Below are 16,467 nucleotides of genomic sequence, written 5' to 3'. Positions count from 1 at the left end.
GTAGCCGGGGCGAGGAGACCGGGAACAGATGCCCCTCAAGAACTTTGCCGCCCCATAGAAACTCCATGGCCGGCCCATGGACGCTCCATGGGCCGGCCGAGTCCTTACGGCAGCCTTATGGCCGCTACGGCCGCCGGGCTGTGCGCGGTTAGAAGTCCTCGTCGAGGTCGACCGTGCCCTCCACGGCCACCTGGTACGCCGACGGGCGGCGCTCGAAGAAGTTGGTCAGCTCCTGCACGCCCTGCAACTCCATGAAGGAGAAGGGGTTTTCGGAGCCGTACACGGGCGCGAACCCGAGCCGCTGGAGGCGCTGGTCCGCGACGCACTCCAGGTACTGGCGCATCGAGTCGGTGTTCATGCCCGGCAGACCCTCGCCGCACAGATCGCGCCCGAACTGCAACTCCGCCTCGACGGCCTCCTTCAGCATGTCCGTGACCTGCTGCTGGAGTTGGTCGTCGAACAGCTCCGGCTCCTCCTTGCGGACGGTGTCGACCACCTCGAACGCGAAGCTCATGTGCATGGTCTCGTCGCGGAACACCCAGTTGGTGCCGGTCGCCAGGCCGTGCAGGAGACCCCGGCTGCGGAACCAGTAGACGTACGCGAACGCGCCGTAGAAGAAGAGCCCCTCGATGCACGCGGCGAAGCAGATCAGGTTGAGGAGGAAGCGGCGGCGGTCCGCCTTGGTCTGGAGGCTCTCCAGCTTCTCGACCTCGTTGATCCACTTGAAGCAGAACTCGGCCTTCTCGCGGATGGAGGGGATGTTCTCCACCGCGTCGAAGGCGGCGGCCCGGTCCTCCGGGTCGGGGAGGTAGGTGTCCAGCAGCGTCAGATAGAACTGGACGTGCACCGCCTCCTCGAAGAGCTGGCGGCTCAAGTAGAGCCGCGCCTCGGGGGAGTTGATGTGCTTGTACAGCGTCAGCACGAGGTTGTTCGCCACGATCGAGTCGCCCGTCGCGAAGAACGCGACCAGCCGCCCGATCATGTGCTGCTCACCCGGCGTCAGCTTCGCGAGGTCGGCGACGTCCGAGTGGAGGTCGACCTCCTCGACGGTCCAGGTGTTCTTGATCGCGTCCCGGTAGCGCTCGTAGAAGTCCGGGTAGCGCATGGGGCGGAGGGTCAGCTCGAAGCCCGGGTCGAGAAGGTTCTTCTCGGTGTTCGGGGTGGTCATTACTGGCAGGCCTCGCAGGACTCGGGGTTTTCCAGGGAGCAGGCCACCGCGTCTTCGTCGGGGGTCAACTGCTGTACGGGGATGGCGGCTTGGGCTTGCGCCTGGGCCGCGCGGGCGATCCGGGTCGCCGGGCGCGAGCGCAGGTAGTACGTCGTCTTCAGGCCCTGCTTCCAGGCGTACGCGTACATCGAGGAGAGCTTGCCGATCGTCGGCGTCTCCAGGAACAGGTTCAGGGATTGCGACTGGTCCAGGAACGGGGTGCGGGCGGCGGCCATGTCGATCAGGCCGCGCTGCGGGATCTCCCACGCGGTGCGGTACAGGGCGCGGACATCGGCCGGGATCCAACTGAAGCCCTGCACCGAGCCGTTGGCGTCGCGCAGCGCCTCACGGGTGCGGGCGTCCCACACGCCGAGCTGCTTCAGCTCGTTCACCAGGTAGGAGTTGACCTGGAGGAACTCGCCGGACAGCGTCTCGCGCTTGAAGAGGTTGGAGACCTGCGGCTCGATGCACTCGTAGACACCGGCGATGGACGCGATGGTGGCGGTGGGCGCGATGGCCAGCAACAGGCTGTTGCGCAGGCCGACTTGGGCGATACGTTCCCGCAGCGCGGCCCAGCGCTCCGGCCAGGCCGGCTCCACGCCGTAGTGGTCGGGGTGCAGGACACCCCGGGCGGTACGGGTCTTCTCCCAGGCCGGCAGCGGGCCGTTGCGCTCGGCGAGGTCGGCGGAGGCCTCGTACGCGGCGAGCATCACACGCTCGGCGATCCGCGTCGAAAGGGCCTGTGCCTGCGGGGAGTCGAAGGGGAGGCGCAGTGTGAAGAAGACGTCCTGGAGGCCCATCGCGCCGAGGCCGACCGGGCGCCAGCGGGCGTTGGAGCGGCCCGCCTGCTCGGTCGGGTAGAAGTTGATGTCCACGACCCGGTCGAGGAAGGTGACGGCGGTGCGGACGGTCTCGTCCAGCCGCTCCCAGTCCATGTCACCGGTCGCCGTGTCGACGAACGCGCCCAGGTTCACCGAGCCCAGGTTGCAGACCGCCGTCTCGCCGTCGTCCGTGACCTCCAGGATCTCGGTGCACAGGTTCGAGGAGTGGACGGTGTGGCCCGGCTCGGCCGTCTGGTTGGCGGTGCGGTTGGCCGCGTCCTTGAACGTCATCCAGCCGTTGCCGGTCTGCGCGAGGGTGCGCATCATCCGGCCGTAGAGGTCACGGGCCGGGATGGTCTTGCGCGCGAGGCCCTTCTCCTCGGCCGCGCGGTAGGCCGCGTCGAACTCCTCGCCCCACAGGTCGACCAGCTCGGGCACGTCGGCGGGGGAGAACAGCGACCAGCTGCCGTCCTCGTTCACCCGGCGCATGAACTCGTCCGGGATCCAGTGCGCCAGGTTCAGGTTGTGCGTACGGCGGGCGTCCTCACCGGTGTTGTCCCGCAGCTCCAGGAACTCCTCGATGTCGGAGTGCCAGGTCTCCAGGTAGACGGCCGCGGCCCCCTTGCGCCGGCCGCCCTGGTTCACCGCGGCGACCGAGGCGTCCAGCGTCTTCAGGAACGGGACGATGCCGTTGGAGTGCCCGTTCGTGCCCCGGATCAGCGAACCCCGGCTGCGGATGCGGGAGTACGACAGACCGATGCCGCCGGCGTGCTTCGAGAGGCGGGCGACCTGGTGGTAGCGGTCGTAGATGGAGTCCAGCTCGTCCAGCGGGGAGTCGAGGAGGTAGCAGGACGACATCTGGGGGTGCCGGGTGCCGGAGTTGAAGAGGGTGGGGGAGGAGGGGAGGTAGTCGAGGCGGCTCATCAGCCCGTAGAGCGCGGCCACTTCGTCCAGCGCGCGGGTCCCCGTCCGCGGATCGAGCGCGGTGTCGTCCGCGAGCCCGGCGGCCACGCGCAGCATGAAGTGCTGGGGGGTCTCGATGACCTTGCGGGTGATCGGGTGCCGCAGGAGGTAGCGGCTGTGCAGGGTGCGGAGTCCGAAGTAGCCGAAGCGGTCGTCGGCCGCGGTGTCGATCAGCGCGTCGAGGCGGGGCGCGTGCAGGGTCACGAACTCGGCGGTGCGGTCCGCGACGAGGCCCTCGCGGTGGCCCACGGCGACGGACTCGGTGAAGGTCGTCACGCCCTGCGAGGCGGCCTCGGCGGCGATGCTGATCGTCAGCAGCCGGGCGGCCAGCCGGGAGTAGACCGGGTCCTCGGAGATGAGGCCGGCGGCGGCCTCCGTGGCCAGTTCGCGCAGTTCCGTCTCGTCCGCGTGCGCGGACCGGCCGCGCAGTGCGGCGGCGGCGACCCGGCCGGGGTCGGCGTCGGGAAGGTCGGCGGTCAGCTCGGTCAGGGTCCGCAGGATCGCGGCACCGGGACCGTCGGTTCCGGGACCCTCGGCTCCGGGAACGCCCTCGGCGGGAACGACCGCTCCGGGAACGGCGGTTCCGGCCGCGGTGTCCTCGCTCGCCTGGGTCGCTGAGGCCGGCTCTGCTGGCGCGATGGTCACGGTGGGGCTCTCCCTCGCTCGGCACGGGGTCTTGCGGAGGGCAGGCGGCAGCTCACGAGCGCACGGGGCGTCGCGTCCACCGGCCCACTCCACGAGGCCCGGACGTCATGCGCCAGGCCGGGTGGCCGGGCGCGCCGTCGGCAGGTCCTCGGACTGACCAGGCGTGCGAATGCACGCAAGTACACCGTTGCGGGACAGTTCCGGATTCGCACCGGATTCCCCTGCGGCGACAGCGAGCATGAGCATACATCTTGTGCCGGGCAGTCATGGCACCCCCAGATGTTGTGTCGCGGCTGTTTCAGAGTGTCAACTCATAGGTGAGGAGAGTGATGTCGGTGAGCTCCGGCAGGGGATTCCAGTCGCGCTCGGGGGAGCGGGTGAAACCGAGGCGTTCGTAGACGCGGTGGGCGGCGTGCATGGTGCGTTGGGTCGACAGGACCACGGCCGTGCAGCCCGTGGTGGCGCGGGCGCGGTCCACGCAGGCGCGGACGAGGGCCTCGCCGGCGCCCTGGCCGCGGGCGTCGCGGGCGACCGCGAGCATCCGGATCTCGGCCTCGCCGGGCCGGGCGATGTCGGCCATCGGGCCGCCGGACGGGACGAAGGTCACTCCGCCGAGGAGGTGCTCGCCGTCGACGGCCACCAGCACGTCCGCGGCTGCGGCCCGGCGCGCCACGGCTCTCAACTCGCCCAGATAGGAGTCGCTTTCACCGAAGTCGAGGAGGCCGTCCTGGAGGTAGGCCTGGGCCGTGATGTCGCCGAGGGGCGCGTATTCGGCGGGTCGTGCCGTGCGGACGCTGATGTTCATGGGGGTGAGTGTGGACGAGGCGGCGGGCCACCGAGGGGGTATTTCCCGGTGGCCCGCCGCGGTCGTGCGTACGGCCGGTCGTGCGTACGGCCGGTCGTGCCCGCGGAGCGGGGTCAGTGGCCGGCGGTCACGGGAAGCTCCTCCTGCACGCCCGGGTCGCCCCGGTCCGCCGTGTAGTCGGCGGGGCTGGTCTCGTCGACGCCCTCCGGTGCCTTCAGGGCCTTCAGGGCGAACGTCAGGACCACCGTCACCACCACGTTCAGCACGAACGCCGTCAGGCCGATGTAGCCGATCTCGCCGATCCCCGGGATCTCCTTCGAGGAGCCGCCGAAGTGGGCCTGGGTGGGGGAGGCCACGCCGTAGGCCGCGAGGGTGCCGTAGAGCATGCCGGCCGCCCAGCCCGCCAGGAGTGCCCAGCGGTGGAACCAGCGGGTGAACAGGCCGCCCACCAGGGACGGGAAGGTCTGGAGGATCCAGATGCCGCCCAGCAGCTGGAAGTTGATGGCGACCGTCTTGTCCATCGTCAGGACGAAGGCCAGCGCGCCGACCTTCACCAGGAGGGAGACCAGCTTGGAGACCTTGGTCTCCTGGGCCGGGGTCGCGTCCGGGTTGATGAAGTCCTTGTAGATGTTGCGGGTGAAGAGGTTCGCCGCCGCGATGGACATGATGGCCGCGGGGACCAGGGCCCCGATGCCGATCGCGGCGAAGGCCACGCCCGCGAACCAGTCCGGGAACATGTTCTCGAAGAGCTGGGGGATGGCCAGTTGGCCGTTGGTGACCTTGACGCCCGCCGCGATGGCCATGAAGCCGAGCAGCGCGAGCAGGCCCAGCATCAGTGAATACAGCGGCAGGATCGTGGTGTTGCGGCGGATCACGTCGCGGCTCCTGGAGGAGAGCGTCGCGGTGATCGAGTGCGGGTACATGAACAGGGCCAGCGCCGAGCCCAACGCCAGGGTGGCGTACGTCCATTGACCCGCCGGGGCGGGCACGAGACCGCCCGCTCCGGCCGCCTTGAACTTCGCTCCCGCCGCGCTGAAGATGTCGTGGAAGCCGCCGAGCTTGATGGGGATGTAGATGATCGCCACCGTGATCACGAGGTAGATCAGGCCGTCCTTCACGAACGCGATCAGCGCGGGGGCGCGCAGCCCGGACGAGTAGGTGTACGCGGCCAGCACGGCGAACGCGATGAGCAGCGGCAGGTCCTTCACGAACCAGTTGGAGTTCGTGCTGCCGCCCACCCCCATGACGTCCAGCACGGCCTGGATGCCGACCAGTTGGAGCGCGATGTACGGCATCGTCGCGAGGATGCCGGTGACCGCCACCGCGAGGGACAGGCTCTTCGAGCCGAAGCGGCCCCGCACGAAGTCGGACGTCGTCACATAGCCGTGCTTGTGCGACACCGACCAGAGCCGGGGCAGGAAGGTGAAGATCAGGGGGTACACCAGGATGGTGTACGGCACCGCGAAGAAGCCGGCCGCGCCCGCCGCGTAGACCGCCGCGGGAACGGCGACGAACGTGTACGCGGTGTAGAGGTCGCCGCCGAGCAGGAACCAGGTGACCCAGGTGCCGAACGACCGTCCGCCCAGGCCCCATTCGTCGAGGCTGTGCTCGTTGTCTGCCCGGCGCCAGCGCGCGGCGAGGAAGCCGAGGACGGTGACGACCAGGAAGAAGAAGATGAAGACGCCGAGAGCGACGCCGTTGACGCCGTCGTTCACCGGTTACCTCCGTGGCGGGCCCGCTGGTCGCGCTGCCAGAGCTTGTACGCGGTCATGGTCAGCGCCGTGGAGACCAGCACCCAGAGCATCTGGTACCAGTAGAAGAAGGGGATGCCGATGAACGCGGGATCCGTCTTGGCGTAGGAGCCGACCCAGAGCAACGCCACGAAGGGCGCCAGCAGACAGACGGCGATGGCGACGCGGGCCGGCGTCACCACGGGATCTCTCACTTCGGGCGTATCTGACATATCGCGGCAGTCCCCTCACTGATCGCCTGTGTAACGCGCAGGCAATGTAGGGCACCTCGTCACGCGAGCGAAAGACCTCGTCCGCATATCGCCATGTCGATTTCGTGAAGGCGTGACATCGGTGTCAACCGGAGCGGAAATCCGGCCGCGTGAGTCCCCTAGTCCTGCGGGCGCTTGAGGCGTGCCACGAACTTGTACCGGTCGCCCCGGTACACCGAGCGCACCCACTCCACCGGCTTGCCCTCCTTGTCGAGGGAGTGGCGGGAGAGCATCAGCATCGGCAGGCCGACGTCGGTGCTGAGGAGGCCCGCCTCGCGCGGGGTGGCCAGCGAGGTCTCGATGGTCTCCTCGGCCTCGGCGAGATGGACGTCGTAGACCTCGGCCAACGCCGTATAGAGGGACGTGTACTTGACGAGGGACCTGCGCAGGGCGGGGAAGCGCTTCGCGCTGAGGTGGGTGGTCTCGATGGCCATCGGTTCGGCGTTGGCCATGCGCAGCCGCTCGATGCGCAGCACCCGGCCGCCTGCGGTGATGTCGAGCAGGTCGGCGAGGGTGTCGTCGGCCGTGATGTAGCCGATGTCCAGGAGCTGCGAGGTGGGTTCGAGGCCCTGGGCGCGCATGTCCTCGGTGTACGAGGTGAGTTGGAGCGCCTGCGAGACCTTCGGCTTGGCGACGAACGTGCCCTTGCCCTGGATGCGTTCGAGCCGGCCCTCGACCACCAGTTCCTGAAGGGCCTGGCGGACGGTCGTGCGCGAGGTGTCGAACTCCGCGGCCAGGGTGCGCTCGGGCGGGACCGGCGTGCCGGGCGGCAGGGTGTCCGTCATGTCGAGCAGGTGCTTCTTGAGGCGGTAGTACTTCGGCACACGCGCGGTGCGGACGGTGGCCCCACCCTCGTTCTCCGCACTGCTGACGTCGGTGCTCATGCTCCGCCTTTCCGGCTCCGGACACAGGTCACTTCGTGATCCCTTCTGTATACCGTCGCCGTCGCTTTTGGTCTAGTCCACAAGGCCAAGTGGTCTAGTGGAGGAGGGTACTCCGGCACGGTTGTTTTCGCTGCCTTCTTACTTAAAGGTTCCTGCATATGTAGGTCCCATAACGGCTGGTCAGGGCCGTTTCGGGAACTCTTGACAGGCCCTGTGGTCTGGTCCAAGCTCCCGGTACTGGTCTACACCATTGGTTCAGGTCCCGGCCCATGGGCGGGAGGTGTGGCAGGCATCCCTGAGGAGGGTGGCGTGAAGCGCAAGCTCATAGCCGCGATCGGTATCGCGGGCATGATGGTCTCCATCGCGGCGTGCGGGGGCAACGACGACAAGGGCTCTTCGAACAGCGGCGCCGACGCCAAGGAGCTGACCGTCTGGCTCACCGTCGACGCGCAGAACAACTGGCCCCAGCTGGTGAAGGCAGCCGACGCGGCCGTGCAGAAGGCGCACCCCGGCGTCAAGATCAAGCACGAGTACTACGGCTGGCCCGACAAGAACACCAAGCTCGACGCGGTCCTCGCCACCGACAAGGTCCCCGACGTGGTCGAGATGGGCAACACCGAGATGCTGAGCTACATGGTCAAGGGCGCCTTCGCACCCGTGGACCCGGCGAAGTTCACCAACTCCTCCGCCTGGCTCGACGGCCTCAAGGCCTCGGTCACCTACGACGGCAAGACCTACGGCGTCCCCTACTACGCCGGTGGCCGCGTCGCCAACTGGCGCAAGGACATCGCCGCTTCGGCCGGCATCAAGTCCACCCCGACCACGTACGCCGAGCTGACCGCCGACCTGGACAAGATCCAGAAGAAGGAGGGCGACAAGTTCAGCGCCTGGTACCAGCCCACCCGTGACTGGTACGCGGCCATGTCCTTCGTCTACGACGCCGGCGGCGCCATCGCCACCCAGTCCGGCAGCGAGTGGAAGGCCGGCCTCTCCTCGCCCGAGTCCATCAAGGGACTCAATGAGTGGAAGTCGGTCATCGACAAGTACATGCACGGCGACAAGACCAAGGACGAGTCCGACCGCTACATCGTCTACGGCCAGGGCAAGGTCGGCATGATCTTCGGTGCCGCCTGGGAGGGCGCCACCGCCGCCGACCCGAAGAACGACAAGACCGGCGGCAAGCTGGCCACCAGCCTCGTCAACTTCGTGATGCCCGGCCCGTCCGGCAAGAACATGCCCGTGTTCCTGGGCGGTTCGGACCTGGCCATCCCGGTCAAGTCCAAGGCGCAGGCGCTCGCCGCCGAGTGGATCAATGCCTTCACCGGCCCGTCCGGCCAGAAGGGCCTGATGGCCAAGGGCAACCTGCCCAACAACAAGACCGACCTCGCGACGCTGAAGAACGACCCCGCGACGGCGGTCCCGGCCACCGCGGCCGAGTCCAACTGGTTCGTCCCGATGGCACCGGGCTGGGGCCAGGTCGAGAAGGCCCAGATCCTCCAGACCATGTTGCAGAACATCGGCACCGGCAAGCAGTCGGTCGAGGCCGCCGCGAAGGCCGCGGACTCCGCGATCGACAAGGTCATCAACACCAAGTGACCCGGGTCGCGGGGCCCTGTCGGACGTCCTGGACGTCCTCGGGGCAGGGCCCCGCGACTCCGTACGGCCGTACGACCCGAGGGACCGCTGAGGAGCGCGATGAGTGCCGACACGACCACCCCCGCCAAGGTGCCGCCGCAGCGGCAGGCGCCCCCACCGCGCGTCCCCGGCGCACCCCGCAGACGGCCGACGGCCAAGGCCGCCGGGATCCCCTGGCTGCTGCTCGCCCCCTGTCTGCTCATCCTCGCCCTGGTCATGGGCTATCCGCTGGTCCGCCTGGTCACGCTGTCCTTCCAGTCCTTCGGCCAGTCCCAGCTGTGGGGCTTCAAGCCCGCCGAGTGGGTCGGCTTCGACAACTTCTCCGGGGTCCTCGGCGACGGCGAGTTCTGGGGTGTCGTCGTCCGCACGATCGTCTTCGCGGCCGGCTCGGTGATCTTCACCATGGTCGCCGGCATGGCCCTCGCGCTGCTCCAGCAGCGGGTCTCCGGCTGGGTGAAGACGCTCATCAACATTGTCCTGGTGGCCAGTTGGGGCATGCCGGTGATCGTCGCGACCACCGTCTTCAAGTGGCTCTTCGACACCGACTACGGCGTCTTCAACGCGCTGCTCAGCAAGCTGCCCGGCGTCGACATGGTCGGCCACAACTGGTTCGCCAGCGGACCGCAGGGCCTCCTCGTCATCATGCTGCTCGTGGTGTGGGGCGCGGTGCCCTTCGTGGTCATCACCCTCAGCGCCGGACTCACCCAGGTCCCCCAGGAACTGGAGGAGGCCGCCCGCCTCGACGGCGCCGGCGCCTGGGGAGTCTTCCGGTACGTCACCCTGCCCATCCTCAAGCCGATCATCGTGATGCTCACGACCCTGTCGGTGATCTGGGACATGGGCGTCTTCCCCCAGGTGTTCGTGATGCGCGGCGGCCACCCCGAGGCCGACTTCCAACTCCTGAGCACCTACTCGTACGACCGCGCCTTCGTCGTCAACGACTACGGGCAGGGCTCGGCGATCGCCCTGGTCACCGTGGTGCTGCTGCTCGGAGTCGTCGCCGTCTACATGCGCCAGATGCTTCAGATCGGAGAGGTCGAATGAGCGCGCTCACGACCGACGCGCCCCGGCAGTCGACCGGCGGGCGCAAGAAGTCCAGGCTCGGCTGGAACCTGCTCGGCCTCGTCGTCTTCGTCGTCGTCGGCTTCCCCCTCTACTGGATGCTCGACACGGCGTTCAAACCGGCCAAGGACGCCATCGACCCGGACCCGAGCCTGCTGCCCACCGGCATCACCCTCGACAACTTCCGCCGGGCGCTGGCCATCGCGGACTTCTGGGGCCCGGTCGGCCGCAGCCTCATCGTGTCCCTGTCGGTCGTCGTGATCGGCATCGTCATCGGCCTGCTGGCCGCGCTCGCCATCTCCCGCTTCGCCTTCCGCGGCCGCAAGGCCGTGATCGTCGGCATCCTCGCGGTCCAGATGGTCCCGCTGGTCTCGATGATCATCCCGGTCTTCCTGCTGCTGAACGACCTCGACCAGTACGACAAGCTCTCCGGCCTGGTCATCACCTACCTGACCTTCATCCTCCCGTTCACGGTGTGGACCCTGCGCGGCTTCATCGTCAACATCCCGAAGGAACTGGAGGAGGCGGCCATGGTCGACGGCTGCTCCCGCACCGGCGCCTTCATCCGCGTGGTCTTCCCCCTCCTCGCCCCCGGCATGGTCGCCACCTCGGTCTACGGCTTCATCCAGGCCTGGAACGAGTACCTGTACGCCCTGATGCTGCTCAGCCAGGAGCACCAGACGGCCACCGTGTGGCTCGGCAACTTCACCACCAAGCACGGCACCGAATACGCCCCGATGATGGCCGGCGCCACGATGATGGCCGTGCCGATCGTCGTCCTCTTCCTCCTCGTCCAGCGCAAGATGGCCGCGGGTCTGACCGCCGGCGCTGTGAAGGGATAACGCCAACCGATGACGACATTCGCCAGCGGTACCACTGGGCCCCATTCCGAGAAGGACGGCCTGACGCGCGACGCCCTCACCGTCCTGCAACCCGGCTTCCCGGGCACCACCGCCCCCGACTGGCTGCTCCGGCGGCTGGGCGAAGGCCTGGCCTCGGTGGGCCTGTTCGGCCGCAATATCACCTCGCCGGACCAACTGTCCGCGCTGACCGCCCAGTTGAGGTCGGAGCGGGACGACGTGCTGGTCGCCATCGACGAGGAGGGCGGCGACGTCACCCGCCTTGAGGTGCGCACGGGCTCCTCCTTCCCCGGCAACCACGCCCTCGGCGCGGTCGACGACGTGGAGCTGACGAGGGAGGTGGCCCACGAACTGGGCCGCCGCCTCGCCGAGTGCGGGGTCAACCTCAACTGGGCCCCGTCCGCCGACGTCAACTCCAACCCCGCCAACCCGGTCATCGGCGTCCGCTCCTTCGGCGCCGACCCGGAACTGGTCGCCCGCCACACCGCCGCCTACGTCACCGGCCTCCAGGCGGCGGGCGTCGCCGCCTGCACCAAGCACTTCCCCGGCCACGGCGACACCGCGGTCGACTCCCACCACGCGCTGCCGCGCATCGACGCGGAGTCCGCCGTCCTGGAGCGACGCGAACTCCTCCCGTTCCACGCGGCCATCGCCGCCGGCAGCCGCGCGGTGATGAGTGCCCACATCCTGGTCCCCACCCTGGACCCGGACCACCCGGCCACCCTCTCCGAGCACATCCTGACCGGCCTCCTGCGCGGCCGGCTCGGCTACGACGGCCTCATCGTCACCGACGGCATGGAGATGCAGGCCATCGCGGCCACCTACGGCATCGAACGCGGCAGCGTCCTCGCGATAGCCGCCGGCGCCGACGCGATCTGCGTGGGCGGCGGCCTCGCGGACGACGAGACCGTACGACGTCTGCGCGACGCCCTGGTCGGCGCGGTCCGCGCGGGCGAACTCCCGGAACAACGCCTGGCCGAAGCGGCGGAACGGGTACGGGGGCTGGCCCGCTGGGCGGCCTCGCCGCCGCCGGCCGGCGGGGAGACCTCCGTCGCCGCACCGGACGTGACGCGCGTCGACATCGGCCTCGTCGCCGCCCGCCGGGCCCTCGCCGTCACCCGCGCCGACGACTTCACCCCGCTCGCCGAACCGCCCTTCGTCGCCCTCCTCACCCCCGTCGCCAACATCGCCGTGGGCGACCAGACCCCCTGGGGCGTGGGTGTGGAACTGGCCCGGCTGCTGCCCGGCACGGAGACGGGTCGCTTCGCCGGGGAGGGGGCGGGGAGCGCGGTGCTGGAGGCGGCCGGCGGGCGGCGCGTCGTGGTCGCGCTGCGGGACGAGCACCGTCACCCCTGGATGGCGGCCACCCTCGACACCCTGCTGGCGGCCCGCCCCGACACCGTCGTGGTGGAGATGGGCGTGCCCCAGGCCCCGCCCCGAGGCGCCCTCCACATCGCGACGCACGGCGCGGCCCGGGTCTGCGGCCGTGCGGCGGCGGAGGTCATCGCGGGGGAGTGACCCCGACCCGGGGGAACCTCCCCGAAAACACCGGTGCCGGGCTCTCCACGAGGGAGCCCGGCACCGGCACGTACGGAGAGGACCCGCGCCTCAGATCCCCTGCCAGTCGGGCTTGTTGACGAACGTGTGCCGGAAGTAGTCCGCGAGCTTCAGCTTGGACGCGGCGCCCTCGTCCACCACGACCGTCGCATGCCGGTGCAGTTGGAGCGCCGAGGCCGGGCACACCGCGGCGACCGGCCCCTCCACGGTCGCGGCGACCGCGTCCGCCTTGCCCTCGCCGGTCGCCAGCAGCACCAGGTGCCGCGCCTCCAGGATGGTGCCGATGCCCTGGGTGATGACGTGGTGCGGGACCTGTTCGATGTCGCCGTCGAAGAAGCGCGCGTTGTCCACCCGCGTCTGCTCGGTCAGCGTCTTGATCCGGGTCCGCGAGGCGAGCGAGGAGCACGGCTCGTTGAAGCCGATGTGCCCGTCGGTCCCGATCCCGAGTATCTGGAGGTCCACCCCGCCGGCCTCGCCCAGCGCCCGGTCGTACGCCGCGCAGGCCGCCGGTATGTCCTCGGCGGTGCCGTCCGGGCCGAGGAACGCCCCGACGCCGATTCCGAGCGGCTCCAGCACCTCACGGCGCAGCACCGAGCGGTACGACTCCGGGTGCTCGGCGGGCAGTCCCACGTACTCGTCGAGTTGCGCGATCCGCGCCCGCGAGGTGTCCACGGCGCCGGCGCGGACCTTGGCCGCCAGCGCTTCGTAGATGGGCAGGGGCGTCGAGCCGGTGGCCACGCCCAGCAGGGCGTCCGGCTTGCGCCGGAGCAGCTGTGCCATGGCCTCGGCGATCAGCTCGCCGCCCGACTCGGCGTCCGGGACGATGACAACTTCCACGCTGGGCCTGCCGTTCTGAAGTGAGCCATGTGGTGTAGACCAATCGAGGTCAATCTAACAGAATCGGGTGCCACCGCCCAGGTGATCCCCGTCCCACCACCCCGCGCGGGCGGCCCGCCGGAAGAAGGGGTGAAATGGACCCGACGGACCGCCGTCGCCCTTCCCCGCGCACCTCCGGAGGACCCGCATGACCGCCACGACCCCGACCCCCGAGAACGACGTACCGGGCCGGATCATGGCCCGCGAAACGGCCGAGCAGCCCGCCGTCCTGCGCCGCATCCTGGAGGAGGGCGCCCCGCGCATCCGGCAGGTGGCCCAGGAGGTGGCCGCCCGCAGGCCACGCTTCGTGCTGCTCACCGCCCGCGGCACCTCCGACAACGCGGCCCTGTACGCCAAGTACCTCCTGGAGATCCGCCTCGGCCTGCCCTGCGGACTCACCTCGATGTCGACCACCACCGCCTACGGCGCCCGCCCCGACCTGACCGACGTCCTCGTCGTCACCGTCAGTCAGTCCGGCGGCTCCCCGGACCTGGTGGCCTCGACCCGCGCCGCCCGCGAGGCCGGCGCGATCACCGTCGCCGTCACCAACAACCCGGACTCACCGCTGGCCGCCGTCTCCGAGTACCACATCGACATCATGGCCGGCCCGGAGAAGGCCCTTCCCGCGACCAAGACGTATACGGCCTCGCTCCTCGCGCTCTACCTCTTCGTCGAGGGTCTTCGCGGCGGCGACGGCGCCGCGGCCAAGGCGCTGCCCGACCTCGCCGAACAGCTGCTCGCCCGCCAGGACGAGGTCCGCACCCTCGCCTCCCGCTACCGCTTCGCCGAACGCATGGTCATCACCTCCCGCGGCTACGGCTATCCCACGGCGAAGGAGGCCGCCCTCAAGCTGATGGAGACCAGCTACATCCCCGCCCTCGCCTACTCCGGCGCCGACCTCCTCCACGGCCCCCTCGCCATGGTCGACAACGTCTCCCCGGTCATCGCGGTCGTGACGGACGGCAAGGGCGGCGCCGCCCTCCAGCCCGTGCTCGACCGGCTGCGCGGCCGGGGCGCCGACCTGGTCGTCATCGGCCCGGCCGGCCAGGTCGAGCAGGCCTCGGCCGGCTTCGTCCTGCCCGTGGAGGGCGTCCCCGAGGAACTCCAGCCGATCCTGGAGATCCTCCCGCTCCAGCTCCTGGCCTACGAGGTCACCATCGCCCGGGGCCAGGACCCGGACGCGCCCCGCGCCCTGGCCAAGGTGACCGAGACCCGCTGATCCCGGTCCGGCGGAAATTCCCATGAACATCTGCCCCCGCACATGACTCAACACGGTTAGGCTTCGCAGTGGATGCTGGGACGTCCGAGTAGTTGCGGACAGGTGCGGGAAAGCATCGGCATCGAACATCCTTCAACGCATGGACACGGATTAGTGGTCTAGTCCACAATGTGTTAAAGGCGTAAGCCTCCGTCTTCCCCGCACAGGAAGACGGACCGAGGAACCGGAGCTCTCTGCCCTGACTGCCCCGGGTCCTCATCCATCGGCCGATCGGGACCGCACACCCCGTGGCCGTTGCTGCTCCGGGCTGCGGTGCCGAGAGGGCTGAGGGTCCCTCTCAGGCGCCGCGGCCCGCGGGTGTTTTTAGGACAGGTACAGACCGGCGGGTACGCTCGCAGACGTGCCCTCCATGAACGAACTCGTACGCCAGCACACCGCACTCGGCGACTCCGACCTCGAGTGGCTGCACCTGCTGGTCTCGGAGTGGCAGCTGCTCTCCGACCTCTCCTTCGCCGACCTGGTCCTGTGGGTCCCCACGCGCGACGGCACCCGCTATGTCTCCGTCGCCCAGATGCGGCCGAACACCGGGCCCACCTCCTACCAGGACGACATGGTCGGCCACCTCGTCCCGCGCGGCCGTCGCCCCATGCTGGACGCGGCCCTGGACGAGGGCCGGATCGTCCGCGAGGGCGACCCGGAATGGCGCGAAGAGGTCCCCGTCCGCGTCGAGTCGATTCCGGTACGACGGGACGGGCGCGTCCTGGGAGTCATCGCGCGCAACACCAACCTGCTCACTGTGCGCACCCCGAGCCGCCTCGAACTGACCTATCTCCAGAGCGCGTCGGACCTCGCGCAGATGATCGCGGCCGGTTCCTTCCCGTTCCCCAACCAGCAGGTCGACATGGACGCCTCGCCGCGCGTCGGCGACGGACTGATCCGGCTCGACGGCGACGGCATCGTGCAGTACGCCTCGCCCAACGCCCTCTCCGCGTACCACCGCATGGGCCTGGCCACCGACCTCGTCGGCCAGCACCTGGGTGTGACCACCGCCGAACTCGCCCCCACCCGGGGCCCGGTGGACGAGGCGCTCGCCAAGGTCGCCAGCGGCTGGGCGCCACGCGAGTTCGAGATCGAGGCGCGCGAGGGCGTGATCCAGTTCCGGGCGATCCCGCTCAAACCCAAGGGCACCCGCATCGGTTCACTGGTGCTGCTCCGGGACGTCACCGAACTGCGGCGCCGCGAGCGGGAGTTGATCACCAAGGACGCGACCATCCGGGAGATCCACCACCGGGTGAAGAACAACCTCCAGACGGTCGCCGCCCTGTTGCGCCTCCAGGCCCGCCGGATCGAGTCGGAGCGCGGCCGCGAGGCCCTGGAGGAGGCCGTACGCCGGGTCGGCTCGATCGCGATCGTGCACGAGACGCTGTCCCAGAACCTGGACGAGCGCGTGGAGTTCGACGAGATCGCCGACCGGGTGCTCGCGATGGTCGCCGAGATCTCCCCGGGCAAGGTCACCGGCCGGCGCAGCGGTCGCTTCGGAATACTGGACGCCGAGGTCGCCACCCCGCTCTCCATGGTGCTCACCGAGATTCTCCAGAACGCCCTGGAGCACGGCTTCCGCGAGGGCGAGACCGGCACGGTCGAGGTGTCGGCGGTGCGCGGCGGCAGCTCCAAGGAGGCCCGCCTCCTGGTCACCGTGCAGGACGACGGCGTGGGACTCCCCGAGGGATTCGACCCGCACCGCTCGGGCAACCTGGGCCTCCAGATCGTACGGACCCTGGTGGAGGGGGAGTTGGGCGGCACGTTCGACATGGTGCCGGGGCCGGAGCGGGGGACCCGGGTGATCCTGGATGTGCCGGTGCGGGCGCAGAAGTAGCGGGCGGGACAGCGAAGAGCCCCGGATCACTGGGTGATCCGGGGCTCTCTGCTCG

The 16,467-nt window shown here is 69.6% G+C and carries 13 protein-coding genes and 1 riboswitch; of the genes, 6 read left to right on the top strand and 7 right to left on the bottom strand.

Annotation, left to right across the window (positions count from 1 at the left end; translation table 11 throughout):
• Positions 1-148 precede the first annotated feature (148 nt).
• From ACIQPR_RS01060 to ACIQPR_RS01035, 6 genes are all read right to left on the bottom strand, one after another.
• Entirely contained in the window at positions 149-1,168 is a 1,020-nt protein-coding gene (locus ACIQPR_RS01060) for a ribonucleotide-diphosphate reductase subunit beta (RefSeq protein ID WP_403640002.1), read from the bottom strand.
• Complete coding sequence (locus ACIQPR_RS01055) at positions 1,168-3,636, bottom strand: ribonucleoside-diphosphate reductase subunit alpha (protein WP_403639999.1); 2,469 nt, start codon at positions 3,634-3,636, stop codon at positions 1,168-1,170. Before ACIQPR_RS01055 ends, ACIQPR_RS01060 begins: the two co-directional genes overlap by 1 nt.
• A 143-nt stretch (positions 3,637-3,779) precedes the next feature.
• A riboswitch (cobalamin riboswitch) is annotated at positions 3,780-3,857 on the bottom strand.
• A gap of 77 nt (positions 3,858-3,934) precedes the next feature.
• On the bottom strand, positions 3,935-4,441 hold the full coding sequence (locus ACIQPR_RS01050) for a GNAT family N-acetyltransferase (RefSeq protein WP_403639997.1): 507 nt from the start codon (positions 4,439-4,441) through the stop codon (positions 3,935-3,937).
• Positions 4,442-4,554: 113 nt separating this feature from the next.
• Positions 4,555-6,156, bottom strand: a complete 1,602-nt coding sequence (gene mctP / locus ACIQPR_RS01045; RefSeq protein ID WP_403639994.1) for a monocarboxylate uptake permease MctP — start codon at positions 6,154-6,156, stop codon at positions 4,555-4,557.
• Positions 6,153-6,404, bottom strand: a complete 252-nt coding sequence (locus ACIQPR_RS01040; protein WP_403639991.1) for a DUF3311 domain-containing protein — start codon at positions 6,402-6,404, stop codon at positions 6,153-6,155. Before ACIQPR_RS01040 ends, mctP begins: the two co-directional genes overlap by 4 nt.
• Before the next feature lie 158 nt (positions 6,405-6,562).
• On the bottom strand, positions 6,563-7,327 hold the full coding sequence (locus ACIQPR_RS01035; protein ID WP_355917532.1) for a GntR family transcriptional regulator: 765 nt from the start codon (positions 7,325-7,327) through the stop codon (positions 6,563-6,565).
• A gap of 309 nt (positions 7,328-7,636) precedes the next feature.
• Between ACIQPR_RS01035 and ACIQPR_RS01030 the strand changes: the two genes are divergently transcribed.
• The 4 genes from ACIQPR_RS01030 (at position 7,637) to ACIQPR_RS01015 (ending at position 12,402) form a co-directional block, all read left to right on the top strand.
• Entirely contained in the window at positions 7,637-8,923 is a 1,287-nt protein-coding gene (locus tag ACIQPR_RS01030; protein ID WP_403639989.1) for an extracellular solute-binding protein, read from the top strand.
• A 99-nt stretch (positions 8,924-9,022) separates the two neighbouring features.
• Complete coding sequence (locus tag ACIQPR_RS01025) at positions 9,023-10,006, top strand: carbohydrate ABC transporter permease (RefSeq protein ID WP_403639986.1); 984 nt, start codon at positions 9,023-9,025, stop codon at positions 10,004-10,006.
• Entirely contained in the window at positions 10,003-10,866 is an 864-nt protein-coding gene (locus ACIQPR_RS01020; protein WP_403639983.1) for a carbohydrate ABC transporter permease, read from the top strand. Before ACIQPR_RS01025 ends, ACIQPR_RS01020 begins: the two co-directional genes overlap by 4 nt.
• A 9-nt stretch (positions 10,867-10,875) precedes the next feature.
• Positions 10,876-12,402 carry a glycoside hydrolase family 3 protein gene (locus ACIQPR_RS01015; RefSeq protein ID WP_403639980.1) on the top strand — a complete coding sequence of 509 codons (1,527 nt, stop codon included), beginning with the start codon at positions 10,876-10,878 and terminating at the stop codon, positions 12,400-12,402.
• Positions 12,403-12,492: 90 nt separating this feature from the next.
• Here the strand turns inward: ACIQPR_RS01015 and nagB are convergent, their stop codons facing one another.
• Complete coding sequence (gene nagB, locus ACIQPR_RS01010; protein WP_403639977.1) at positions 12,493-13,278, bottom strand: glucosamine-6-phosphate deaminase; 786 nt, start codon at positions 13,276-13,278, stop codon at positions 12,493-12,495.
• Between the two features lie 187 nt (positions 13,279-13,465).
• On the opposite strand from nagB, the gene ACIQPR_RS01005 reads away from it, so the two are divergent.
• Positions 13,466-14,536 (top strand): SIS domain-containing protein, encoded by a 1,071-nt coding sequence (locus tag ACIQPR_RS01005; protein WP_403639974.1) that lies wholly within the window; start codon positions 13,466-13,468, stop codon positions 14,534-14,536.
• Positions 14,537-14,936: 400 nt separating this feature from the next.
• Entirely contained in the window at positions 14,937-16,412 is a 1,476-nt protein-coding gene (locus ACIQPR_RS01000; RefSeq protein WP_403639972.1) for a sensor histidine kinase, read from the top strand.
• Positions 16,413-16,467: the final 55 nt, after the last annotated feature.

The organism is Streptomyces sp. NPDC091280 (assembly GCF_044768565.1).
Classification (GTDB): Bacteria; Actinomycetota; Actinomycetes; order Streptomycetales; family Streptomycetaceae; genus Streptomyces.
The sequence above is the reverse complement of the archived record's forward strand: the minus strand, read 5'-3'. Positions and strand labels throughout refer to the sequence as shown.

Excerpts from the sequence above, each read along its gene's own strand:
- ACIQPR_RS01040 (WP_403639991.1), bottom strand. The coding sequence starts at position 6,404 with ATGTCAGATACGCCCGAAGTGAGAGATCCCGTGGTGACGCCGGCCCGC.
- ACIQPR_RS01020 (WP_403639983.1), top strand. The coding sequence starts at position 10,003 with ATGAGCGCGCTCACGACCGACGCGCCCCGGCAGTCGACCGGCGGGCGC.
- ACIQPR_RS01015 (WP_403639980.1), top strand. The coding sequence starts at position 10,876 with ATGACGACATTCGCCAGCGGTACCACTGGGCCCCATTCCGAGAAGGAC.
- ACIQPR_RS01035 (WP_355917532.1), bottom strand. The coding sequence starts at position 7,327 with ATGAGCACCGACGTCAGCAGTGCGGAGAACGAGGGTGGGGCCACCGTC.
- ACIQPR_RS01050 (WP_403639997.1), bottom strand. The coding sequence starts at position 4,441 with ATGAACATCAGCGTCCGCACGGCACGACCCGCCGAATACGCGCCCCTC.
- ACIQPR_RS01060 (WP_403640002.1), bottom strand. The coding sequence starts at position 1,168 with ATGACCACCCCGAACACCGAGAAGAACCTTCTCGACCCGGGCTTCGAG.
- ACIQPR_RS01025 (WP_403639986.1), top strand. The coding sequence starts at position 9,023 with ATGAGTGCCGACACGACCACCCCCGCCAAGGTGCCGCCGCAGCGGCAG.
- ACIQPR_RS01005 (WP_403639974.1), top strand. The coding sequence starts at position 13,466 with ATGACCGCCACGACCCCGACCCCCGAGAACGACGTACCGGGCCGGATC.